The sequence below is a fragment of the Caballeronia sp. INDeC2 genome (assembly GCF_023631325.1).
GTDB lineage: Bacteria > Pseudomonadota > Gammaproteobacteria > Burkholderiales > Burkholderiaceae > Caballeronia.
Genome location: NZ_JALQDG010000030.1, coordinates 42,079 through 65,277, shown reverse-complemented (window position 1 = coordinate 65,277; position 23,199 = coordinate 42,079). Strand labels below are relative to the sequence as shown.

General features: G+C 63.5%; 23 protein-coding genes. 16 read left to right on the top strand and 7 right to left on the bottom strand.

The features are described 5' to 3' along the window. The first annotated feature begins 9 nt into the window (after nt 1-9). Nucleotides 10-1,023, top strand: a complete 1,014-nt coding sequence (gene waaC / locus NCS28_RS18745; protein WP_250515258.1) for a lipopolysaccharide heptosyltransferase I — start codon at nt 10-12, stop codon at nt 1,021-1,023. Between the two features lie 178 nt (nt 1,024-1,201). Beyond that, nucleotides 1,202-2,104 (top strand): flagellar brake protein, encoded by a 903-nt coding sequence (locus NCS28_RS18740; protein WP_250515257.1) that lies wholly within the window; start codon nt 1,202-1,204, stop codon nt 2,102-2,104. Nucleotides 2,105-2,135: 31 nt separating this feature from the next. On the opposite strand, the gene NCS28_RS18735 is transcribed toward NCS28_RS18740, so the two are convergent. Both NCS28_RS18735 and NCS28_RS18730 read right to left on the bottom strand, forming a co-directional pair. Further along, nucleotides 2,136-2,789 (bottom strand): DsbA family oxidoreductase, encoded by a 654-nt coding sequence (locus NCS28_RS18735; RefSeq protein ID WP_250515256.1) that lies wholly within the window; start codon nt 2,787-2,789, stop codon nt 2,136-2,138. A gap of 128 nt (nt 2,790-2,917) precedes the next feature. Further along, nucleotides 2,918-4,258 carry an NAD(P)/FAD-dependent oxidoreductase gene (locus NCS28_RS18730; RefSeq protein ID WP_250515255.1) on the bottom strand — a complete coding sequence of 447 codons (1,341 nt, stop codon included), beginning with the start codon at nt 4,256-4,258 and terminating at the stop codon, nt 2,918-2,920. Between the two features lie 267 nt (nt 4,259-4,525). Between NCS28_RS18730 and NCS28_RS18725 the strand changes: the two genes are divergently transcribed. After that, nucleotides 4,526-4,957, top strand: coding sequence for an OsmC family protein (locus NCS28_RS18725; protein WP_062255086.1), 432 nt, complete (start codon nt 4,526-4,528; stop codon nt 4,955-4,957). A 39-nt stretch (nt 4,958-4,996) separates the two neighbouring features. Here the strand turns inward: NCS28_RS18725 and NCS28_RS18720 are convergent, their stop codons facing one another. Beyond that, entirely contained in the window at nt 4,997-5,935 is a 939-nt protein-coding gene (locus NCS28_RS18720; RefSeq protein ID WP_250515254.1) for a LysR family transcriptional regulator, read from the bottom strand. A 132-nt stretch (nt 5,936-6,067) separates the two neighbouring features. Here NCS28_RS18720 and NCS28_RS18715 point away from each other — a divergent pair, with 132 nt between their 5' ends. The 11 genes from NCS28_RS18715 to NCS28_RS18665 all read left to right on the top strand — a co-directional run bounded on the left by NCS28_RS18715 (nt 6,068) and on the right by NCS28_RS18665 (nt 15,091). Continuing rightward, complete coding sequence (locus NCS28_RS18715) at nt 6,068-6,913, top strand: fumarylacetoacetate hydrolase family protein (protein WP_250515253.1); 846 nt, start codon at nt 6,068-6,070, stop codon at nt 6,911-6,913. Then, complete coding sequence (locus NCS28_RS18710; RefSeq protein WP_250515252.1) at nt 6,910-7,653, top strand: SDR family NAD(P)-dependent oxidoreductase; 744 nt, start codon at nt 6,910-6,912, stop codon at nt 7,651-7,653. Before NCS28_RS18715 ends, NCS28_RS18710 begins: the two co-directional genes overlap by 4 nt. A 34-nt stretch (nt 7,654-7,687) precedes the next feature. Then, a complete protein-coding gene (locus tag NCS28_RS18705; protein ID WP_250515251.1) occupies nt 7,688-9,004 on the top strand; it encodes an MFS transporter in 1,317 nt (438 codons plus the stop codon). A gap of 302 nt (nt 9,005-9,306) precedes the next feature. Further along, the gene (locus NCS28_RS18700) at nt 9,307-10,401 is read left to right on the top strand and encodes a calcium:cation antiporter (RefSeq protein ID WP_250515250.1); all 1,095 of its coding nucleotides are present in this window, start codon (nt 9,307-9,309) and stop codon (nt 10,399-10,401) included. 115 nt (nt 10,402-10,516) lie between these two features. Further along, complete coding sequence (locus NCS28_RS18695; RefSeq protein ID WP_250515249.1) at nt 10,517-11,305, top strand: ABC transporter substrate-binding protein; 789 nt, start codon at nt 10,517-10,519, stop codon at nt 11,303-11,305. A gap of 72 nt (nt 11,306-11,377) precedes the next feature. Next, nucleotides 11,378-12,499, top strand: coding sequence for a succinylglutamate desuccinylase/aspartoacylase family protein (locus NCS28_RS18690; RefSeq protein WP_250515248.1), 1,122 nt, complete (start codon nt 11,378-11,380; stop codon nt 12,497-12,499). Between the two features lie 54 nt (nt 12,500-12,553). Beyond that, a complete protein-coding gene (locus NCS28_RS18685) occupies nt 12,554-13,021 on the top strand; it encodes an RbsD/FucU family protein (protein WP_250515247.1) in 468 nt (155 codons plus the stop codon). Nucleotides 13,022-13,129: 108 nt separating this feature from the next. Further along, nucleotides 13,130-13,279 (top strand): hypothetical protein, encoded by a 150-nt coding sequence (locus NCS28_RS18680; protein ID WP_160147434.1) that lies wholly within the window; start codon nt 13,130-13,132, stop codon nt 13,277-13,279. 140 nt (nt 13,280-13,419) lie between these two features. Further along, nucleotides 13,420-13,743: an ArsR/SmtB family transcription factor gene (locus tag NCS28_RS18675; protein WP_250515246.1), complete on the top strand. Its 324-nt coding sequence runs from the start codon at nt 13,420-13,422 to the stop codon at nt 13,741-13,743. Further along, nucleotides 13,736-14,173, top strand: coding sequence for an SRPBCC family protein (locus NCS28_RS18670; protein ID WP_250515245.1), 438 nt, complete (start codon nt 13,736-13,738; stop codon nt 14,171-14,173). Before NCS28_RS18675 ends, NCS28_RS18670 begins: the two co-directional genes overlap by 8 nt. 273 nt (nt 14,174-14,446) lie before the next feature. After that, nucleotides 14,447-15,091, top strand: a complete 645-nt coding sequence (locus tag NCS28_RS18665; RefSeq protein WP_250515244.1) for a hypothetical protein — start codon at nt 14,447-14,449, stop codon at nt 15,089-15,091. An 84-nt stretch (nt 15,092-15,175) separates the two neighbouring features. On the opposite strand, the gene NCS28_RS18660 is transcribed toward NCS28_RS18665, so the two are convergent. From NCS28_RS18660 to NCS28_RS18650, 3 genes are all read right to left on the bottom strand, one after another. Beyond that, nucleotides 15,176-16,582: an NCS2 family permease gene (locus NCS28_RS18660; RefSeq protein WP_250515243.1), complete on the bottom strand. Its 1,407-nt coding sequence runs from the start codon at nt 16,580-16,582 to the stop codon at nt 15,176-15,178. Nucleotides 16,583-16,914: 332 nt separating this feature from the next. Beyond that, the gene (gene ggt, locus NCS28_RS18655) at nt 16,915-18,582 is read right to left on the bottom strand and encodes a gamma-glutamyltransferase (RefSeq protein WP_502801220.1); all 1,668 of its coding nucleotides are present in this window, start codon (nt 18,580-18,582) and stop codon (nt 16,915-16,917) included. Between the two features lie 140 nt (nt 18,583-18,722). Continuing rightward, the gene (locus NCS28_RS18650) at nt 18,723-19,484 is read right to left on the bottom strand and encodes an SDR family NAD(P)-dependent oxidoreductase (protein WP_250515241.1); all 762 of its coding nucleotides are present in this window, start codon (nt 19,482-19,484) and stop codon (nt 18,723-18,725) included. A gap of 202 nt (nt 19,485-19,686) precedes the next feature. Here NCS28_RS18650 and NCS28_RS18645 point away from each other — a divergent pair, with 202 nt between their 5' ends. After that, nucleotides 19,687-20,154: a VOC family protein gene (locus tag NCS28_RS18645; protein WP_250515240.1), complete on the top strand. Its 468-nt coding sequence runs from the start codon at nt 19,687-19,689 to the stop codon at nt 20,152-20,154. A 15-nt stretch (nt 20,155-20,169) separates the two neighbouring features. On the opposite strand, the gene NCS28_RS18640 is transcribed toward NCS28_RS18645, so the two are convergent. Next, nucleotides 20,170-21,111, bottom strand: a complete 942-nt coding sequence (locus NCS28_RS18640; RefSeq protein WP_250515239.1) for a LysR substrate-binding domain-containing protein — start codon at nt 21,109-21,111, stop codon at nt 20,170-20,172. A 433-nt stretch (nt 21,112-21,544) separates the two neighbouring features. On the opposite strand from NCS28_RS18640, the gene NCS28_RS18635 reads away from it, so the two are divergent. Beyond that, nucleotides 21,545-23,191 (top strand): peptide ABC transporter substrate-binding protein, encoded by a 1,647-nt coding sequence (locus NCS28_RS18635; RefSeq protein WP_250515238.1) that lies wholly within the window; start codon nt 21,545-21,547, stop codon nt 23,189-23,191. The last annotated feature ends 8 nt before the right edge of the window (nt 23,192-23,199 follow it).

Genomic DNA, 23,199 nt, shown 5'->3' with positions numbered 1-23,199 from the left:
GTACCGTCCATGAAGCGAATTCTGATCGTCAAAGTCACGTCGCTCGGCGATATCGTCGAGACGCTACCCGTCGTTGCCGATCTGCGGCGCGCATTTCCGTCCGCCAAAATCGACTGGGCCGCGGACGCCGCCTTCGCCGATATCGTCCGCTGGAATCCGGGCGTCGATCGCGTGCTGAGCGCGCCGCTGCGCAAGTTCAAGAAGGCACGCAGCTGGAACGATCTCAGGGACATCGCCGCGTCGATCGGCGAGCTTCGGGCAGAGAAATACGACGTAATCGTCGATATTCACGGCGTCTACAAGAGCGCGATCATCGCGTTCATTGCGCGCGGAAGGCGGCGTTACGGCTACCTGAATCAGGATCTCGGCGAGCGCGGCGCGGCCTTTGCGTACAACGCGCGCTTCGGTCCGCGTCCGCTGACCGATGCGTGGCGCGGCATGCGCGTGAGCGTCGCCGACGCGCTCGGCTATCGGCTCGACGACACGCCGGACTACAACATCCGCCTCCCGGCTCCCACACGCGATCTGAATATTCCGCGCGACGCACGTATCGCGATGCTGTTTCATGCGACGTCGGCGGATGTGAAGAAGTGGCCGAAAGAGCATTGGGCCGAGGTTGGCCGCTGGCTCGCCGCTCGCGGCTACTCGATCGCGCTGCCGTGGGGCACGGAACGCGAGCAGGGCGAAGCGCAAGCTATCGCGTCGCTCGTGCCGGGTGCCGTCGTTTTGCCGAAGCTCTCCGTCGTGGAATGCGCGCACTGGATTCAGGCGTCGGAACTCGTTGTCGGCACGGATACCGGACTCGTTCATCTCGCGCATGCGCTGCAGCGCCGTACAGTCATGTTGTTCGCCGCGACCTCGCGCGAGCATTTCGGCGTGAACGATCCGGGACGTTCGGTTTCGGTCGGCGAAGAGGGCGCGCCGCCCGATGTGCCGCAAGTATTGGCCGCCATCGAAAGCGTGACCAGTTCGCAGTCGCAGCCGTTCTCTCACCCGGCCGAGTCTGGCGCGGCGATTCGCTGAAAGCGTTATCGCGTGAAAAACTTTTATGCGCATAAACCCACGAGGACAACCGTCCGGTAGGAACTCCAGTTCGCGAAACAAAAAACGGTGCGCGAACGTAAAAGTTGCCAAGTAGCACTTGACGGCACACTCGGCAAGCACGACGATTGCGGGAAATACTTAAGAATCGTCCGATAAGATGACCGAAGAAACCGCCGTGGATGCGCGCCAGGCACTGGTTCGCCTCCGAGCTTCCGAGATTACGCTCAACGTTCAGCTCGAATGGCCGATTGTCGCCGCCGATGGCGCGTTGCTCTTCGACGCGGGCGCCATCGTGCCCGACGAACGATCGCTCGAATTCATGTTCCGGCACTTCGAGCCGCACCGTGCGTTCCGGGAAGCGGCGCCGAACGTGCCGGAAGAAGACGCCGTCAAGGACGGACCGCTGGCGCTCGAGGACATTGGTCTCACCATCGGCGCCCGGGTCGGCCTACGCGGCACCGGCGGCACGGGTTCCGCGATGTACGCGAGCCGCGTGATCGGTTTCTCGACGCCACGTCGCAATGGCGAGCGTTCGCTTTTCGTGACGCAACCATTGATGGCCGGATTCGATCCGCTCGATCTGACACTCGGGGAGCAGGTCGATCTGGTCGCGCTCACGGGGCGGGGCGTGTTCCGCTTCGCCTGTACCGTCGATGCCACCTGCCGCGAGCCGTTCAACTACGCGGTGTTGTCCGCGCCGGGCGCGATCCGCAGATTGCGCACGCGCAAATTCGCGCGCATGCCGACGCGCCTCGCGGCGCATTTCGCAGCCGATGGCGAGTCGCAGACCGCGCGGCAACTGGGCCGCGTCAGCGACATCAGCCCTTACGGGATGTCGCTGACCGTCGCGAATCCGGCCGCGAGCGTGGGCGACCGTCTGCAACTCTCGTTTCAGTTCAAGACCGACGGCGTCGACGTGAAGATCGGCACTATCGCGATCGTGCGCCATGTCGGCACGGCCGACCCGGTCGACGGCAGTGCGGCCTATGGGCTCGAGTTCGAATCGCTCGAACCGGCGCAGCGCATCGCGTTGAAATCGTTCATGGCCGAGCACGGCTAGGCTCGCTCCAAGCCGTGCTTGCGAAAGCCGATCAGACGCCTGGAAAGCCGTCCGGAAAGAGCCGCTCGACGGCCGCCTCGAAATGCTGTATCGGCGCGGCCCCGCGCAGCGCGATCGGCGGCGGCGCTTCCTGACCGGGCGCGGCCTCGCGTGACAGCACCGCGAACGGCACGCCGGTCACGCCCAGCTTCTTCGCGAACTCTTCGTCTTCGATGACGAGATCGGTGTACGTGCCGTCATCGAGTGCTTCTTCGAGCATCTCAGGATCGACGCCGCAAGTCGACGCGATATCGAGCAACGCGTCCGTATCGCCGATGTCGATGCCTTCCTCGAAATACGCCTTGAAGATCGCACGATGCACGAGATCGAAACGGCCGGATTCACGCGCGAACATGGCCGTCTCGAAGGCCTTGCGGCTGCGCGGGGCGACCGGCGGCATGCGCATCGTCACGCCGCGCTCTTCCGCGAGCGGACGGACCGAGTTTTCCCAGGCGTCGACGATCTTGTCGCTGTTGGGATCGGCCAGCGGCGCGGGTTCGGGGCGCAACTCGAACGCATGCCAGCGGATCTCGACCGCATCGCCGTATGCGTTGCGGAACTGATCGAGCACGGGCGTCTCGAGATAGCAGAACGGACACACGAAGTCCGACCAGACGTCGATATAAAGCACAGACGTGGATGCCATGTAAGCCTCAAAAGCGAACGGCGCGCGTGCGCCGTTTGACCGAACCGGGCGGACGTCACCCGAGGGCGATGTCCGCAAAACCGGTATGTTAGCGCGTGCCGACGGCCGGCGCGCGCAGGCGCGCCGTATCAGAAGCCGCCGTCGATCTCGACCTTGCTGCCGTCGAAGAATCGTGACAGGCGAAACGCGCGCGGATCGACGAGCGGTGCATCGTTCGCGACGAGGTCCGCCACCAGCCTGCCCGCGGCCGGCCCGATGCCGAAGCCGTGCCCCGAGAAACCCGTCGCGATGAAGAGGCCGTGCCGGTCATCGACCGACGAGACGACCGGCACGGCATCGGGCGTCACGTCGATATAACCGGCCCACGCCTGTTCGATGCGCAGTCCGGCAAGCGCCGGAAACACCTTGCGGAACTCCGTGACCGCGGCTTCGTTGAAAGACTCGACGGGTGCGGGATCGAGCGTGCGCTGAGTCTCGAAGACGGTCGGCCGATCGAGCGGCCAGCGGCGCGGCCGGCGCAGTTCCTCGAAAAAGCGCGCATTCAGCGACAGCTTGATCGAGCCGAACTGACTCTTCAACGCGGGCAAAAACCTGGCGAACAGGCGAAAACTGTCCGGCGTGATGTCGTGATAGCTGTGAAAGGCATTGGCGATGGTATAGCCGCCGTCGAGACGCTTTCGGTAGCCCATTTCGTGATTGCACGCGCTCACGTCGGGGCCGCCTTCCAGCGGCGACGTGCGCATTACCGATGACCGCACCATGAGTTGCGGCACATCCACGCCGATGCTGCCGGCGAAATATCGCGTCCATGCGCCGCCCGCGACGACCACGCTCGCGCAGCCGATGCGTCCGTACTCGGTTACGACGCCGCTGATCGCGCCGCCGCTCGTTTCGATGCCGCGCACGGCGCAGGACGTCAACACTTTCGCGCCGCGTTCCCGTAGCGCGGCGGCCATGACGGGCACGGCGCGTTGCGGCTCGGCACGGCCATCGCCCGGTGTGTAGATGCCGCCTGCGAAGCGCCGCGCGGCGCCCGCCATCAACGTGCCGGTTTGCTCCGGCGAGACGATGCGCGAATCGAGCGCGTCGCGGCCCACAAGCGCCACGGCGCGCGCGAGCCATGCTTCGTGATCGGCGAGGGCTTTCGCATCGTCGGCGGCGTAGAGGATGCCGCATTGGCGAAAACCCGTGTCGATGCCGAGTTCGGCATCGATGCGCCGCCAGAGCTTGAGACTCTCCAGACTCAGCTCGAGCTCGCGCAAGTCGCGATGCGTCGCGCGACACCATCCCCAGTTGCGGCTCGATTGCTCGCCGGCGATGTATCCCTTCTCGCACACGGCGACGGACAGACCTTTCTCGACGAGCGCACGCGCGGTGCTGATGCCGATGATGCCGCCGCCGACGATGACGACATCGACGTGAGCGGGAAGCGTGCGGTCTTCGGGAATGCGTTCGGTGGGTGGACCCATGTGATGTGGTGCTCGTTATCCTGGTTGCGGCGTGTCGATCCGCGGGTCAGAGGATGCTAAGTGAAGCGATCGTTTTTGACCATACGAATCGGTATAACCCGAACGGCATAGGCCGCTTGGCAGGCTCTCTGCGCATGCTCGAGCGATCCGCTACGATGCAGAGTGAAGCGCCCGGAAGCGTGCCTGTCCGGGCACGGCGCATGCGTGCCAAAACACTTCGCCAATCGTGCGTCATCGCAGGTCCACTTCATCTACAGGAGAACTCTCGTGCAAAAGACAGCATCGGCAAAATGGAGCGGCGGCATCAAGGACGGCAAGGGTTTCATCTCGACGCAAACCGGCGTGCTCAACGAAGCGCCGTACGGCTTCAAATCGCGCTTCGAGGAAGGTCCGGGCACGAATCCGGAAGAACTGATCGGCGCGGCGCATGCGGGCTGCTTCACGATGGCGCTCTCGCTGCAACTGGAGATGGCCGGCATGAAGGCCGAGAGCCTCGAAACGAAATCGACCGTCACGCTGGATAAAGACGGCGAAGGCTTCACGATCACCGCGTGCCAGCTCGATCTGAAGGCGAAGATTCCCGGCGCGGATAAAGCCGCCTTCGACAAGGCCGCGCAGGCCGCGAAAGAAGGCTGTCCGGTGTCGAAGCTCTTTGCGGGCAACGCGAAGATCACGCTGAACGCCGAGCTCGTGTCGTAAGCGGCAGGGCAGTTCAGAGTCAAGTCGCGGACCGGCACATCACCCGTCCGCGTTTTTTTCGCGCGTCAGTTCTTCGATGATGAGCCGCGCGGGCGCCGGTAATGCCGCATCTTTCCTCGTCACGACGCCGTACGGCTCGGTGCGCGAACGCACGGCGATCGCAAGCCGCTTCGCCAGTCCGTGATCCGCGAGAAAGCTCGCCATGTCGAGCGGCATCATCGCGACAAGCGTGGGGTCGCGTTGCAGCAACAGGACGGTCGTGATGGTCGATGCTGTCTCGATCGGATGCAAGGGCAGCGGCAGCCCTGCTTCCTTGAACTCGCGCTCGTAGAGGCTGCGGATCGGCATGATGGCCGGATAGACGATCCATCGGCTGGACGCGAGTTCGCTCAGTTCGACACGCGGCGCATCGACGAGCGCATGTGCGACGCCCGCGACGATCGCGAGCGGCTCATCGCGCAATTCGACGTAGTGGTATTGATCCGGCTGGCGCGCGACGCTCGCGCGGCAGATCGCGACATCCAGTCGGCCCTGATCGAGCAGCGCCAGCAGCCGTGCGCTCGTGTCTTCGACCACTTCGACGGTAAGCAGAGGCTGCCGCTCGCGCAGGCGCGCGAGGGCATCGACGAGCACGCCCGACACCGCGCCCGTGATCGCGCCGATCGCGAGCCGACCGCCCGTGCCTTGAAGAATCCCTGCCATTTCCTCGCGCAAATGGGCGACGTCCATGTGAATCAGCCGCGCATAGCGGATCACGCAGCGGCCCAGTTCGTTGGGCTGGATGCCTTGCGGCGAACGCGTGAAGAGCGTTGCGCCCAGCGTGGCTTCGATCTCGCGCAGCGACTTCGTCGCGCCCGGCTGCGTGAGCGCCATTTCGTCGGCGGCGCGATGCAGCGAGCCGTGATCGTCGAGCGCGATGAGCAGGCGCAGTTGCTTGAGCCGCAAGCGCGCGGCGATGGAATCGGCATTCGGCAGCATGGCTGAGAGCGGCTAGGGGACTTCGAGAAGATAACGGAAAGTTATCCCCTCGGCAGCAGCTTTCATTATTCAAGCGTGAACGGCTTCTCTACATTGTGGGTTTCTGTCCAACCGTCAAGGAAACACCGACTCATGAAGCTGCTCCGATACGGCGCGCCCGGCCGGGAAAAGCCCGGCATTCTCGATTCCAGCGGCGCGATCCGCGACTTGTCCGGCGTCGTCGGCGATATTGCGGGCGACTCGCTCCTGCCCGAATCGCTCGCGCGCCTCGCGAGGCTCGATCTGTCGACATTGCCGGCCGTGCCTTCGGGCGAGCGCATCGGGCCGTGCGTCGGGCGCATCGGCAAGTTCATCTGCATCGGGCTGAACTATGCCGATCACGCGGCGGAATCGAACCTGCCCGTGCCTTCCGAGCCGGTCGTGTTCAACAAGTGGCTGTCGGCGGTCGTCGGCCCGAACGACGACGTGCGCATTCCGCGCGGCTCGAAGAAGACCGACTGGGAAGTGGAACTTGGCGTCGTGATCGGCAAGGGCGGCGCGTACATCGATGAAGCCGATGCAATGAGCCACGTCGCCGGTTATTGCGTGATCAACGACGTGTCCGAGCGCGAGTATCAGATCGAGCGTGGCGGCACCTGGGACAAGGGCAAGGGTTGCGACACGTTCGGCCCGATCGGCCCGTGGCTCGTCACCGCCGACGAAGTGCCCGATCCGCACAAGCTGCCGCTCTGGCTCGAAGTCGATGGCAAGCGCTATCAGAACGGCAACACCAGCACGATGATCTTCAAGGTCGGCGAAATCGTGTCCTATCTTTCGCGCTTCATGAGCCTGCAACCGGGCGATGTCATCTCGACGGGCACGCCGCCCGGCGTCGGCATGGGGCAGAAGCCCGAAGCGGTCTATCTGCGCGCGGGGCAGATCATGCGCCTCGGCATCGAGGGGCTCGGCGAACAACGACAACGGACGGTCGACGCATGAACCGGTACGACTTCACGAATCGCGTGGCCGTGGTGACGGGCGGCGCGCAAGGCATCGGCTACGCGGTGGCGGAGCGTCTGCTCGAAGGCGGCGCGCGCGTCGCGCTGTGGGATCGCGATGAAGGCGCGTTGTCCGATGCGCGCGCACGTCTGGGCGAAGTCGAAACCGTGGTGGTCGATCTCACCGATCGCGATGCCGTCGCCAAAGCCACTGCGCGCACGCTCGATCGCTTCGGGAGCATCGATGTCCTCGTGCACAGCGCGGGCATCGCGGGCGCGAACGCGACGGTCGCCGACTACGCGCCGGAAGAATGGTCGCGCGTGATCGACGTCGATCTGAACGCCGCCTTTCACGTCAATCAGGCGGTCGTCAGGACGATGATCGCGCGCGGCTACGGACGCATCGTCAATATCGCGTCTATAGCGGGCAAGGAAGGCAATCCGAACGCATCGGCATACAGCGCGGCGAAGGCGGGCGTGATCGCGTTGACGAAGAGTCTCGGCAAGGAAACGGCGGGACTCGATATCGCGGTGAACGCCGTGACGCCGGCCGCCGCGCGCACGAAGATTTTCGAGCAGATGAAGCAGGAGCACATCGACTACATGTTGTCGAAGATTCCGCGCGGGCGCTTCGTCGAAGTAAAGGAGATCGCGGCGATGGTCGCGTTCCTGGCGTCGTCGGAGAACTCGTTCACGACGGGCGCGGTGTTCGACTTGTCCGGGGGACGCGCCACTTACTGACAGCGCCGCATCTATAAAAACCAAAGGAGACAACGTGGATTCCATCGCCGCCCCGCGCGACGCCGCGCTGGACGACGCCCAGATCTACCGCAAGGTGTTCTGGCGCTTCGTGCCGCTTTTCGTCGCGTGCTTCGTGTTCTCGTATCTCGATCGCATCAACATCAGCTTCGCGAAGCTGCAGATGCAAAGCGAACTCGGTTTCTCCGACGCCATGTACGGCTTCGGCGCGAGCGTGTTCTTCGTCGGCTATTTTCTGTTCGAGGTGCCGAGCAATATCGTCCTGCATCGCGTCGGGGCGAAGCGCTGGATCGCGCGCATCATGATCACGTGGGGCATCGCGTCGGCGTGCATGATGTTCGTGCGCACCGAGACGTGGTTCTACGTGCTGCGCTTTCTGATCGGCGCGCTCGAAGCGGGCTTCGTGCCGGGCGCGCTGTACTTCTTCACGAAGTGGTTTCCGTCGTCGCGGCGCGGGCGCATCAATTCGTTTTTCATGGCGTCGATCGCGCTGTGCGGAATCATCGGCAGTCCGCTGTCCGGCGCAATCATGAAGTTCCGCGACGGTCTCAACGGCATGCCCGGCTGGCAATGGCTCTTTCTGCTCGAAGGCATTCCGTCGGTGCTGCTCGGCTTCGTCGTGCTCGCTTTCGTCGATGACGACGTCGATCACGCGAAATGGCTCCATGCCGACGAAAAGCGCGCACTCAAGGCGCAACTCGCGCGCGATCCGAAAGTCGGCGAAGTGCACTCGCTCAAGGCCGCGTTCAGCGAGCCCGTCACGCTCGTGATGGCGCTCATCTATCTCTTCCTGGCCATGGGCATCTACGGTCTCGTCTTCTGGATGCCGCAGCTCGTCAAGACGGCGGGCACGAGCGATCCGTTCAAGATCGGCCTGATTTCGATGCTGCCTTACGCGGTCGCGGGCATCGGCATGATCCTGATCGGCAGGCACTCGGACCGCACCGGCGAACGGCGCTGGCATCTCGGCGCCTGCGCGCTCGCGGGCACGATCGGCTATGTGCTGTGCGGCCTGTTTCCGGGCGATACCGTGATGCTCGTAATCGGCCTGACGATCGCGGCGACCGGCATCATCACGTCGCTCGGGCTGTTCTGGATCCTGCCGACGCGCTTTCTCAGCGGCATCGCGGCGGCGAGCGGCATCGCGCTCATCAATTCGGTCGGGCAGTTCGGCGGCATCATCAGCCCGTACATGGTCGGCAAGGTGAAAACGATGACAGGCAGCGCGACGCCCGGCCTCTATGCGATCGCGTTCGCGTGTCTGCTCGGCGCGATGCTCATCGTGTGGGGTTTGCCGCGCCGTCTCTACTTCCGGGAAAGCGGCGGCGAGTGAGGGAGGTCGCGCCGCGTCTCTCGACGCTGAAGCGGGTCTAGAACCGCTTCAGCGTTTCGTCATCTCCGGCATCGGCCGAAAGCGCGACGAACGCGTCGCCGCCCGCCCGCGCCCACGCACACGGCCCAACGCGCACCGCCGCGTTTTCGCTATCATGCCGATGGTCTGCGGCCCTTTGTCACGGCAATCTCTCCGCACGCGCGGCGCCCGAGCGGGTCCGATTCATTCGGCGCGATTTGCAGACCTTGCGATTACATCGCATGAGCCGACGATCCCATTCACCCGATCCGCCCGGAGCGCCGATGAAATTCAAGCTGGACTGGACCCTCGTTACCCCGATTCTCGCGCTCGTCGTGCTGGCTGCCACCGCGCTCATCCAGAGCACGGTGCTGATCGTGCTCGCAGCCATCGCGCTCGCGTTCGCCGTGTTCGCGGCCGTGCATCACGCGGAAGTGGTGGCGCATCGCGTCGGCGAGCCGTTCGGCACGCTGGTGCTCGCGATCGCGGTCACGGTGATCGAAGTCGCGCTGATCGTCTCGGTGATGCTCTCCGGCGGTCCCGAAAAAGCCGGGTTGCCTCGCGACACCGTGTTCGCCGCGATCATGATCTGCAGCGGCGCGATCGTCGGCCTGTGTCTGTTGATCGGCGGCTTGCGGCATCACGTGCAGGACTTTCAGTTGCAAGGCGCGGCCGCCGCGCTCGCGATTCTCTGCGCGCTGTCCGTGCTCACGCTCGTTCTGCCGAATTTCACGAGCACGGTCGTCGGTCCGGCGCTTTCTACATCGCAACTGATTTTCGTCGGCGTGATCTCGCTCGTGCTGTACGTGACGTTCGTGTTCGTGCAGACGATTCGTCATCGCGATTACTTCCTGCCTTTCACGCCGCCCGTCGTCGCCGGGGCGCACGACGAAGACGACGCGCCGCACGCGCCGCCGCCGAGCAACGGCGAGGCGTGGCTTGCGCTCGGGTTCCTGATGTTGTCGCTCGTGTCGGTGGTCGGGCTTGCGAAGCTTTTGTCGCCGGCGGTCGAGGCGGGCGTCGCGGCGGCGGGCGCGCCCGAAGCCGTGGTCGGCGTCGTGATCGCCGCGCTCGTGCTCCTGCCCGAAGGCCTGGCCGCCGTGCGCGCCGCGCGCCTGAACCGGTTGCAGACGAGCCTGAATCTCGCGCTCGGCTCGGCGCTCGCGAGCATCGGCCTGACGATTCCTACGGTCGCGGTGGTGTCGATCTTCATCGGCCAGCCGATATCGCTCGGGCTCGCGCCCAAGGAAATCGTGATGCTGGCGCTCACGCTGATCGTGTCCGTCATCACCCTCGGCACGGGGCGCTCGACGGTCCTGCAAGGCGTCGTGCATCTCGTGATCTTCGCGGCTTTCCTGTTTCTTTCGGTCGTGCCTTGACGGGCGTCGTGCGGCGAATCGTGTGCTTTTGTTACCATTCACGGTTTTTCGCGCGATGTTTTGCACATGCTCGCGCGATGGTTCGCCGTCTCATCGAAAGTCCCGAAGGAAAAGCATGTCATTCAAGAAGTCCGCATCATTGGCCGTGCTGGCCGCACTCGCCGCCGTTTCGTTCTCCGCGCACGCCAAGGAGATCGCGCAAATCCGCTTCGCCGTCGATCCGTCCTATCCGCCGTTCGAATCCAAGCAGGCCGACGGCAAGCTCGCCGGTTTCGACATCGACCTCGGCAATGCGCTTTGCGCGCAGATGAAGGTCAAGTGCGTGTGGGTCGAAAACAATTTCGACGGCATGATTCCGGGCCTGAAGGCCCGCAAGTTCGACGCCGTGCTGTCCGACATGGGCATCACCGAAGAGCGCCTGAAGCAGATCGATTTCACCGAACCGCTCTACGACACCCACGCGCAACTCGTCGCGCGTGCGGGCTCGGGCATCCTGCCGACGCCTCAGTCGCTCAAGGGCAAGCGCGTCGGCGTGGAGCAGGGCACGGTGCAGGAGCGTTACGCGAAGGTGAAGTGGGAGCCGCAGGGCGTCACGGTCGTGCCTTACGCCGATGAGGAACAGGTCGAGGCGGACCTCGTCGCGGGCCGCGTCGACGCGATGTTCACCGACGCCGCGCAAGCCGCCATCGGCTTTCTGAAGAAGCCGCAGGGCAAGCCGTTCGCGCTCGTCGGCCCGATCGTGGAAGACAAGGCGATCATCGGTCCGGGCACGGCCATCGGCCTGCGCAAAGGCGACGCCGATCTGAAGAACGGCCTGAACAACGCGTTCGTCGAAATCAAGAAGAACGGCACGTTCAAGCGCATCATGGCGAAGTACTTCGAGACCGATATCTCGATCCAGTAATCGCCGTTCGGCGCATCCGACCGGAAAGGCATCGCTCGCGGTGCCTTTTCTTTTCGACGAGAGATTTCGAAGATGCAGGTTCATCACCATCCGCTCGTCGGCGCGTCGCTCGGCACCGGGCGCGCGATCACGAGCTATCGGTTCGGTCCGCGGGACGGCAATTCGCCCAAGGTGTACATCCAGGCCTCGCTGCATGCGGACGAATTGCCCGGCATGGTCGTCGCATGGCATCTGAAACGGCACTTCGCCGAATTGGAAGCGGCGGGGCGTCTCGCCGCGCGCGTCGTGCTCGTGCCGGTCGCGAATCCGGCGGGCCTGAATCAGCACTGGTTCGGCACGCAGATGGGCCGCTTCGAGATGCGCTCCGGGCAGGACTTCAACCGGCGCTTTCCCGAGATCGGTCCCGAACTGGCGCTGCAACTGAAAGACCGTCTCGGCGATGACGAAGCGCACAACGCGCGCCTCATCCGCGCGGCGCTTTCCGATACGCTCGCCGCGCGCCGGCCCGCGACCGAACTGGAGTCGCAACGGCTCGAACTGATGAAGCTCGCATGCGATGCCGATCTCGTCGTCGACCTTCATTGCGATTGGGAAGCCGTCGCGCATCTTTACACGACGCCCGGCGCCTGGCCCGCGATGGAGCCGCTCGCGCGCTATCTCGGCAGCGACGCGCAATTGCTCTCGGACGTGTCGGGCGGCGAGCCGTTCGACGAGGCGTGCACCTCGGCGTGGCGCTATCTGCGCGGCGCGTTCGAGGATCGCTATCCGATTCCGCTGGCCGCGCGCTCCGTCACGCTCGAACTGCGCGGCGTGCGCGACGTGTCGCACGACATGGCTGCGCGCGATGCTCAGGCGATCGTCGACTATCTGACGCTTATCGGCATGATCGCGGGCGAGGCGCCGGAACCGCCGCCGCTGCGCCATCCCGCGACGCCGCTCGCCGGATGCGAATACGTGCACGCGCCGGTGTCGGGCGTGATTCTGCATCGGCGGGAGATCGGCGAGACGGTGCGTGCGGGCGAAGTCATCGCCGACGTGCTCGATCCGCTCGATGACCGGCTCGTGCCGCTCGTGGCGCAGACGGACGGCGTGCTGTACGCGCGGCACTGGACGCGATTCGCGACGGCGGGAATGCTGGTCGTGCGCATCGCGGGCGAAGACGCGGCGCGGCAGGGCGACTTGCTCGTGCCCTAGCGGCGCCGCGGCAGTACCATGAATCTCGCGTTACATCATGGAGAACAAGAAAACATGCTGAAGAACATCGATCCGCTGCTCAACGCCGACATCCTGCACGCACTCTGCGCGATGGGCCATGGCGACGAAGTCGTGATCTGCGACGCCAACTTTCCCGCCGTTTCCGTCGCGCGTCAGACTGTGCTCGGCCGCGTGCTGCGGCTCGACGGCGTCGGCGCGCCGCGCGCGGTGCAGGCGGTGTTGTCGGTGCTGCCGCTCGATACGTTCGTCGATCACCCCGCCGAGCGCATGGAAGTCGTCGGCGACGCGGCCGCGCTGCCCGCCGTGCAACGCGAGGCCCAGCGCGAGATCGAGGCGGCCGAAGGCCGCGCCGTGCCGTTCGCATCGGTCGAGCGTTTCGCATTCTACGAGCGTGCGAAGAAGGCGTACTGCGTGATCGCGACCGGCGAGACGCGCGGCTACGGCTGCTTCATTTTCAAGAAAGGCGTGCAGTTGGCACCGGACGCGCCGCAGCAAGCGTGACCGGCTAGGTAGGGAATACCCTGTTTCAAATTTGAAAATTTGTTGCAATGCAGCGTAAACGGCGTATACTTAGGGTTATTCCCTAGCTACTTACCCTGAGAGCCGCTCATGAAAACCACTGCTCAACAATCCCTGCTCGTTTCGTTCGGTTCCTGGCTGCGCGCGTCGAAGGCTGCGGTGCGTCGCGAGTGGAATCGTGCGCTGCAACTGCATCTGCAAAACTGCGAGATTCTCGTCGAATCGTATCGCCGCAAGTAAGCCGCGCTCGACAGCATCCCGGTCAGGGCATCGAACAACGCCCCGGAAGCGCAAGGCTTCCGGGGCGTTGTTGCATTCGGGCCGCTGCTTTATCGAACGAAGCCGCTTGACATGCAACCATATGGTTGCATAATGCGCTCATGGATGACGATTCGGTTTTTCGCGCGCTCGCGGATGCGAGCCGCAGGCAACTGCTCGACCGGCTTCGTGAAGCGAACGGGCAGACGCTCGGCGAACTATGCGACGGCCTTCGCATGACGCGTCAGGCCGTGTCGAAACATCTGGCGATACTCGAGGCCGCGAATCTCGTGTCGACGCAGCGTCACGGCCGCGAGAAACGTCATTTCCTCAATCCGGTGCCGATCCACGGGATCGCGCAACGCTGGATCGGCAAGTTCGAGCGTCCGCGCCTGGACGCTTTGTCCGACTTGAAACGCACGCTTGAAGGAGACGATCATGAGTAGCGACACGTTTGTCTATGTCACGTACATTCGCACGACGCCCGAGAAGCTATGGGAAGCGTTGACGACGCCGGAATTTATTAAAAGTTATTGGTTCGGCATGCATCAGGAGTCCGACTGGACGGCGGGCTCGTCGTGGAAGATGCTGTTTCCGGACGGGCGCGTCGCGGACGCGGGCGAAGTGCTCGAAGCCGAGCCGGGCAAACGCCTCGTGCTCAAATGGCGCAACGAGTTTCGCGAGGATCTGAAGGACGCAGGATATTCCCGCTGCGCTTACGAACTGGAGCAGCAGGGCGATGCGGTCAAACTCACCATTACGCACGTGAGCGACAGCAAACCGTTCATCGAGGCCGTGTCGGGCGGGTGGCCGAAGATTCTGTCGAATCTCAAGTCGTTGCTGGAGACGGGGCAAGTGGCGCTCGTCGACAAGTAGAAGCGCCCGAGCAACGCGTGCTGGCGGCCCGTGTCGCCAGCGCGCAGGTAATTCGAAAATTTACAGAAAGCCTGGATCGTGAGGATTCCTCTCAGAGATAATCGTACCGGTTCGCGCGAGCGGACGGTCTCGACTCCATGCCGCCGCGCCACGTGGTCGGCATGACAAAAAATCTCGAATAAGAGGGCGCACACGATGTACTTCATAAGCAAGCTGGAGAACGGCTATTTGCAACTGGTCAGAATCATTTTTCTGGTGCTCGCGACACTGGCGTTGATCGTCGCGGTCGTGGCTGGCGTGCCGGCCGCGATGAATTACAAAGCGAAGGCGGTGGCCGTACCTTCGGATATCTCAGTCAGCGCGTCGGCGTTCCATCTGGAAAACGCTGAGCCAGCCGCCGACCAGCATGAAACCGACGCCGCGCCGACAGACCCGGCGGAAAAGGAAAGAGCCGCGCTCGTCGACGGCGTGCATACCGTCCTGCTCAAGCATGGAAAGCGTCTCGTGGGGACCGGATTCGCCTTGGAGAAGAGCGACCTGCAAGGACTCGTCGGTTCATGGATGGACAATCCCGATCGCGGCGCAAACTTCGGGAAAGCGGAAACGAAGTATCTGGACGATGTGCTGTCACGGGCCGACGTGGGCAAGAAAGTCAACGGCTCGCAAGACCAATTCTTCTCGGTGGTCAGTTCGGCCATCACGCAGTTCACTTCCGAGTGGGAGACGCAACACGCCGCCATCGCGTTGAAAAAGACCGCGGCGGAGGAAGAGGCTTCCGAAAAGCGTATTTCGGCGCTTCAGTCGCTCAGCGTAGTCGCCGGTGCGACAGCCCTGTTCATTACGCTGGTGCTTTCGCTGATCATGTTCCGTGTCGATCGCAGCATTCGCAAGATGGCCAGCACGCGCGTCGCTGGCTGACGGGCCCGCGGGCTTCAAAGCAGAAACGGCGCGCTGTCCTTTCGGACAGCGCGCCGTTTGCGTTTCAAACGATGCAGCCAGCGTTCAGATCGCCCAACCGCCGAGATAGAACACCGCGAGCACAACCGCAATCGCCACCGTGCCGACATTCAGCTTGCGCCATTCACCCGCGACGATGCGCCCGATCACGAGCGTGGTGAAGCCCAGCATGATGCCCGTCACGATATTCGCCGACAGCACGATGTATACCGCGCAGACGAGGCCCGACATCGTGTCGACGGTATCGTCGAAATGCAGCTTGCTGACATTGCCGAGCATCAGCAGGCCGACGTACATCAGCGCGGGCGCCGTCGCGTAGGCAGGCACGAGCGCGGCGAGCGGCGAGAGGAACATCACCACGAGGAACAACACGCCGACGACCGTGGCCGCGAGGCCCGTCTTCGCGCCCGCCGCGACGCCCACCGACGATTCGATATACGCCGCAGCCGGCGCGCCGCCGAAGCACGCGGAGAAAATCGAGCTCAGCGAATCCGCGGTCAGCGCGCGGCCGCCGTTGACGATGCGGCCGTTCTTGTCGATCTGGCCCGCCTGTCCGGCCACGGCGCGGATCGTGCCGGTCGCGTCGAACACGGCGGTCATCACGAGCGCCAGCACGCTCGGCAACACGGCCATCGACAGCGCGCCCTTGATGTCCATTGCGCCGATCAGCGACGCATGGCCCGGTGCCGACAGCGACGGCAGCGCGAAGATGCCGTGAAAGCGCACGGACGGATCGAACATCAGGCCGATCGCGGACAGACCCACCACGACGAACAGGATTCCGCCCGGCACGCGCCGGCGCTCCAGACCGAAGATCGCGGCGAGCCCGGCGACCGACATCAGCACCGGGAACGCCGTGATATGCCCGAGCGAAACCGGCATGCCCGGCGCGGGATTCTTGACGATCAGGCCGACATCGTTCGACGCGATCAGCAGCAGAAACAGGCCGATGCCGATGCCCGTGCCGTGCGCGACGCCCGTCGGCAGATTGCGCAGGATCCAGGAACGCACGCCGGTGACGGAGATCGCCGTGAACACGACACCCATGAGGAACACCGCGCCGAGCGCGATGGCTGGCGTCAGGCCCTTGCCGAGCACGAGGCCGAAGGCCGTGAACGCAGTCAGCGAAATCGCGCAGCCGATCGCGATCGGCAAGCGCGCCCAGACGCCCATCAAGAGCGAGCCGAACGCCGTGGTCAGACACACGGCGACGAACACCGCGCTCGTGTCGAAGCCCGCCTTGCCGAGCATGCCCGGCACGACGAACACGGAATAGACCATCGCGAGGAAGGTCGTCACGCCCGCGACGATCTCGCGCTTTTCCGTGCTGCCGGTTTGCGAAATGCCGAAGTAGCGATCGAGAAATCCGCCGCTCGCGGCCTTGTCGCTTTCGTCTCGTTCCGTGGAATTGATATCGATGTCGCCAAGCTGCTGGGCGGGGGATTCCATCATGAGCTGCTCCTTTATCAGCACGCTGAAATGGCAACCGTGCGCCGCGCTCGTTGTGCGCGGGCACTGCGGGGCCATCGTCAGGGTCGTCTCGTATGTAGTTCTGGATGATGCCGAGTGACATGCGTTTGAGGCTTCACTCGGTCAGGACAGAGACTAGGGGAACAGAACGCGCGGTCCAATCCCATGGAAAACATGCCGGTCATGCCGAGGGGCTTATATGCCGGGAATCCCGCATGGGGCGGGGCTTCGGCAAGACCGGCAAGGAGCCGGACTAGGGCAAACGCTAGTCCGTTCCGGGCCGCTATTTTACGTGCTCGCCGTGGTGCGGCGCATTACTGGATGACGCGCGACACACCGCGTCCGCGCGGGTCGGACATGGGCTCTGGCTTGTCGCCGTCGATGCGGATCGCCTGAATGTCGCCATTGAAGCCCTGCATCGTGAACTTGTAGCCCTTCTCCTCGAGCTGCTTGATCACGTCCGGATCGAGTTGATGGAACGGCTCCTGGAAGATCGTGTTCGGCGGCAGCAACTGATGATGAAAGCGCGTCGCGCCCACGGCTTCGGCGAGCGGCATGTTGAAGTCGTACACGTTGGTGATGACCTGAAAGATCGACGTGAAGATCCGCGATCCGCCCGGCGTGCCGATCACCATCGCGACCTTGTCGTCCTTCGTGAGGATGGTCGGCGTCATCGACGAGAGCGGGCGCTTCTTCGGCGCGATCGAGTTCGCATCGCTGCCGACGACGCCGAACATGTTCGGCACGCCCGGCTTCGATGCGAAGTCATCCATTTCGTCGTTGAGTACGACGCCCGTGCCTTCCGCGATCACGCCCGAGCCGAAGTAGCCGTTGATCGTGTACGTGTTCGATACCGCATTGCCCCACTTGTCGACCACGGAGAAGTGCGTCGTCTCCGCTTTCTCGGGCATCGACGTGCCGAGTCCCGGCTGCACGCTCTTCGTGTCCGAAGGCGTATCGGGATTCACTTCCTGCGCGCGCTTCAGGATGTAGTCGTCATTGATGAGCTGCGCGACCGGCACCTTGTAGAAATCGGGATCGCCGAGATATTGCGCGCGGTCCGCGAAGACGCGCTTCTCGATTTCGGACACGAGGTGGATGTACTGCGCGGAATCGAGCGGCACGTCCTGGAACTTGTCCTTGATGTCGGCCTTCATCTTCAGCAACTGTACGAGGCCGACGCCGCCCGAGCTCGGCGGCGGTGCGGTGATCACGCGATAGCCGTTCCAGCTCGCGGTGATCGGCTGACGCCACACGGCCTTGTAGTCCTTCAGGTCGCGCGTGGTGATGAGACCGTGGCCTTCCATCGACCTGGCGATCAGATCGGCGGTTTCGCCTTGGTAGAAGCCTTTGGCGCCTTTGTCGGAGATGCGCTGCAGCGTCTTCGCGAGATCGGGCTGCTTGAACACCTGGCCCGCCTTCATGCCGCCGAAGTAGAGATCGAAGTTGGTCTTGCCGGCGAAGTCCTTCGAGGCGTCGTCGCGGCGCTTGATGAGTTGATCGTCGACTTCGAAGCCGTCCTGCGCGTACTTGATGGCGGGCGCGAGCACCTGCTTCCACTTCAGCTTGCCGAAGCGCTTTTGCGCTTCCCACATGCCGTCTACCGTGCCGGGCACGCCGACCGCGCGATGCCCGTAGAGACTCATGCCCTTGATGACTTCGCCCTTGTCGTCGAGGTACATGTTGCGCGTGGCGGACAGCGGCGCGCGTTCGCGATAGTCGAGAAAGTACGGACGATGATCGACGTAGAGCGTCATGAAGCCGCCGCCGCCGATGTTGCCCGCCTCCGGATACGTCACGGCGAGCGTGAACGCGATCGCGACGGCCGCGTCGACGGCATTGCCGCCTTGCTTGAAGATCTGCTCGGCAGTATCGGCGGCGTATTTGTCCGCGACGGCCACCGCCGACGCGCTCAGAACGGCCGGCTGGCTGTCAGAGGTTTTCGCGTAGGCCGGCGCGGTCTCGACGAAGCCCGCCGTCATGAGCGCCGACGCGACGATGGCGCTAAGCGCGAGCGAGCGGATGCGCGGTTCTTTTTTCAAAAGCATCTCCGGTACTCTCCTTTGTTACGTGCGACGAAAGATCAGACGCTTTATATACTACGAGCGCCGCGCTGCAACGATCACGGCATCAGTTGGCCGCCGTTCACGTCGATGATCTGCCCCGTCACATAGCGCGACATTGCCTCGGACGCGAGATAGAGGAACGCGCCGCTGCAATCGTCGGGTTCGCCGATGAAGCCCATCGGAATCGACTTGCGGAACGATTCGAGCTGCTCGGGCGTCGTGAAGCGTTCCTGGAACGGCGTCTGGATCACGCCGGGCGCCACGGCGTTCACGCGGATGCGGTCGGCCATGAGTTCCTTCGCCATGCCCTTCGTGATCGTGCTGACGAAGCCTTTCGACGCCGCATAGAGCAGCGCGCCCGGGCCGCCGCCGTTGCGCGCCGCCACCGACGTCACGTTGATGATCGAGCCGCCGCCGCCCGAGCGCAGCGACGGCAGCGCCGCGCGCGTGAACGCGACCACCGAGCGCGCGTTGATATGCATGATCTCGTCGAAGAGTTCGTCGCTCGCCGATGCGATCGGCTCGCGCTTCACGAGGCTGCCCGCGTTGTTGACGAGCACGTCGATCTTGCCGAAACCCTCGACGACCTCTGCGACGGCGGCGTCGATCGCCTTCGAGTCGCGCACGTCCGCGGCGACCGTGATCGCCGAGACGCCGAGCGCGCGCACGTCCTTCGCGACTTCCTCGGCCTTGTCCTTCGAACTGTTGTAGTGCACCGCGACATTCGCGCCGTATTGCGCGAAAGCCCTTGCCGCCGCCGCGCCGATGCCGGTGCTCGCGCCGGTGATGAGGATCGATTTGCCTTTCAGATCGTGCATGAGTGCTCCGTGTGGATGAGGTGTGAAGCGACTGCGACAAGCGAGAGTATGAAGCGAAGCGCGAATGCGCGTCCGCGGCGAGAGCGCCGAAGTGGCCGACAGGATGCCCGAGACGCGCGGCTGGATCAAGGCCGGGCACCATCGGCCAGGCATGCGTGTCGAAAGAGACGCGGGCGGGTGCCCGCTACCTTAGGAGACTGACATGACCTCGCAAGTCGATCCGATTCCGCATGACCGTCGTGGCGTGATTCCGTACATGGCGGTGGCTGGCTGTGCCAGCGCCATCGACTTCTACAAGAAAGTGTTCGGCGCGACCGAAACGTTCAGGATCGAGCAGCCGGACGGACGCATCGGTCACGCGGAGTTGTCGATCGGCGGCAACGTCGTTTACCTGTGCGACGAGTTTCCCGATTACGGCGCGGTCGGGCCGCTTTCGGTCGGCGGCACGCCCGTGATGCTGCATCTCTACGTGACTGACGTCGATGCGGTCGCGCAAAGCGCCGCCGACGAAGGCGCGACGGTCCTGCGCCCGGTCGAAGACCAGTTCTACGGCGATCGCGGCGGCAAGCTGCGCGATCCGTTCGGGCATGTGTGGTGGATCGCGACTCACATCGAGGATGTTTCCGCCGAAGAGATGCGCGAGCGCGCGAGAAAACTGTTCGGCGGCTGAACTGCGCGGGGCGCGTCAGTCCCCGTTCTGCGCATCCGCTAAGGCGACTTCCTGCGGCGCATCGAACGAATAAGTCTCGACGACGCGCTTCACCGAATTCCTGAACGACGCGACGAGATCCGAGCGGATGCCGCTGCTCGGATACGACAGCACATATTCGTACTCGATGTCGGTCTCGAACGGCCGCACGACGACACCGTGCGCGCGCCAGACCTTCGCCGCGAAAGGCTCGACGATCGAAATACCAAGCCCGCCCGCGACCATCGCATAGCGGGTGTGGGCCGTGTCGGTGAAGACCGTATAACGCGGCCGGTCCTCGGTCGATGAAATGAGCGATTGCTCCGCCTCGTAAGGCTGGCGCGAATTCGGCAGCCAGCCGATCAGCTTCTCGCCGCGCAAGTCGGACGGCCGCACGGTCTTCTTTTTCGCGAGCTTGTGCGTGGCGGGCATCGCGCAGGACGCGCGCGCCTTGAGCAGCGTCTCCACCTCGATGCCCGCGACCGCCGGAAATGCGAGGCTCAGCGCGATATCGGCCTTGTGATTTTGCAGGTTCACGAGCACTTCCGGCACCTTCACCGAGTCGACCTTGATCGGCACGCCGGGGTGCCGCTCGGTGAAATCGGCGAGCACGGGCGGCAGGAGCGTCGTCGCGAGCACGGGCATGCACGCGACCGTGAGGCCATCGGACGCTTCCTCGCGAATCATGGCCGCGACCTGCTTCAGACGCTCCAGCCCGAGAAAGTTTTCTTCGACGGACTTGTAGAAGCGCAGGCCGGCGGTCGTCGGATTCAGACGGCCGCCGACCCGCGAAAACAGGCTGAAACCGAGATCGGCTTCGAGATCGGCGATCAGTCGGCTGATCGCGGGTTGCGTCACATGGAGTTTTTTTGCTGCACCGACACTGGTGCCGGTCATGATGAGGCTGCGAAAAGCCTCGATCTGGCGAAAACGGATCATCTTTCGGACGGCATTGAAGCGGCAGTTATACGGCGACGCAATCTTATAGGAAACAAACACTTGCTGCCTTAACCCCGTTCGTGATGGCATAGCCGCAGAGTGCGTCGATCCGACAAATTGAACGACTATTCGAAAAATTTAGTGACTATAAGCACATGTGAGTGGCATCCGCCTTATTGATGCGAAATACTCGCCGCCAGCCTGAAGCGCGAATGAAAGCGTCCGCGTAAGAATTGTTCGCCAGATGCGTGTCTCCATGCAATGACCGCAGCGGCGCGAGCGTAACAAGAAAGCTTTTCGTTAGATTTGCTAAGTTCGATGTCGGTTTGTTTAGCGTGCTTGCGATAAACAATCCGATACATCAAGGACTGCGAATCGCCGCAAGTAAAACGAAAGGCAATAACCGATAACCGAGACAAAAAGAGGATTCCCCATGACGTTTTTTGCTGTTCCCCACGTATCGGTTCAACGCACGAAGCTCGCCGCCGCGGCGGCGCTGCTCGCTCTCTCCGCACTTTCCGCAATCGATGCGACGGCCGCCATCGTGCCGTCCGGCGTCGCGCTGGCCGCGAAGCAGGAACTCGTGCGCAACAACGGCTCCGAAGTCGAGACGCTCGATCCCGCGCTCGTCGAAACCGTGGTCGCGGCGAACGTGTCGCGCGACCTGTTCGAGAGCCTGACCGCGACGGATCCGGACGGAAAGGTGGTGCCGGGCGTCGCGGAAAAGTGGGAACAGAAGGACTCGACGACCTGGATCTTCCACTTGCGCAAGAACGCCCGCTGGTCCAATGGCGATCTCGTCACCGCAAACGATTTCGTCTACGGCTGCCAGCGCTTCGTCGATCCGAAAACGGCGTCGTCGTATGCGAGCGTGTTCGGTCCGTTCGTGCAAAACGGCGCGGACATCGTCGCGGGCAAGAAGCCGGCGAGCGCGCTCGGCGTGCGCGCCATCGACGCGAACACGATCGAAGTCAAGACCGACGGACTCGTGCCGTTCCTGCCCGAACTGATGTCGAATCCGAACTTCGGACCGGTGCATCGCGCGACCGTCGAAAAATTCGGCAAGGACTGGACGAAGCCGGGCAATCTCGTCAGCAACGGTCCGTTTCAGCTCAAGGACTGGCAGGTCAACAGCAAAATCGTGCTGACGAAGAACGCGAACTACTGGGACAAGACGAACGTTCAATTGACGCAGGTCACCTATCTGCCGGTCGAGGACGAGAACACGGACGTCAAGCTGTTCCAGTCGGGCGAGAACGACATGACGTATCAGTTGCCCACGGGAACGTACACGAAGTACAGCCAGCAGTTCCCGAAGGACATCCGCAACTCGCTGATTCTCGGCACGCGCTATTACAGCTTCAATAATCGCGATCCGCTGCTGAAGGACGTGCGCGTGCGCAAGGCGCTTTCTATGGTCATCGACCGCGATCTGCTCGCGCAGCGCGTGACCGCCGACGGCCAGACGCCGCTGTACGGGCTGCTGCCGAAGGGCGTGGGCGGCGCGGACGTATCGAACTACGAATGGTCGACGTGGCCGATGGCGAAGCGCGTCGAGGAAGCCAAGAAGCTGCTGGAACAGGCGGGCGTGAAGCCGGGCACGAAGCTGCGTTTCGCGATGAACACGAGCGACTACAACAAGAAGATGGCGATCTTCGTCGCGTCGGAATGGAAGACGAAGCTCGGCCTCACGATGGACATCGAGTCGATGGAGTTCAAGGTGCTGCTGAAGAAGCGCCATGAAGGCGACTATCAGATCGCGCGCAACGGCTGGGTGGCCGACTACAACGACGCGACGACCTTTCTCACGCTCGTGCAATGCAAGTCGGAGCAGAACGACAACTTCAACTGCAATCCGAAGGCCGACGCGCTCGTCAAGGAAGCGGCCGGAACCACGGATCTCGCGAAGCGCACGCAGTTGCAGACCCAGGCGGCGAAGATCGTGATGGACAACTACCCGATGCTGCCGCTCTTGCAATACGGCTTGCCGCGTCTCGTGAAGAGTTATGTCGGCGGCTATTCGCTCAAGAACCCGATGGATCACTACGGCAGCAAGGATCTCTACATCGTCAAGCACTGACCCACGTT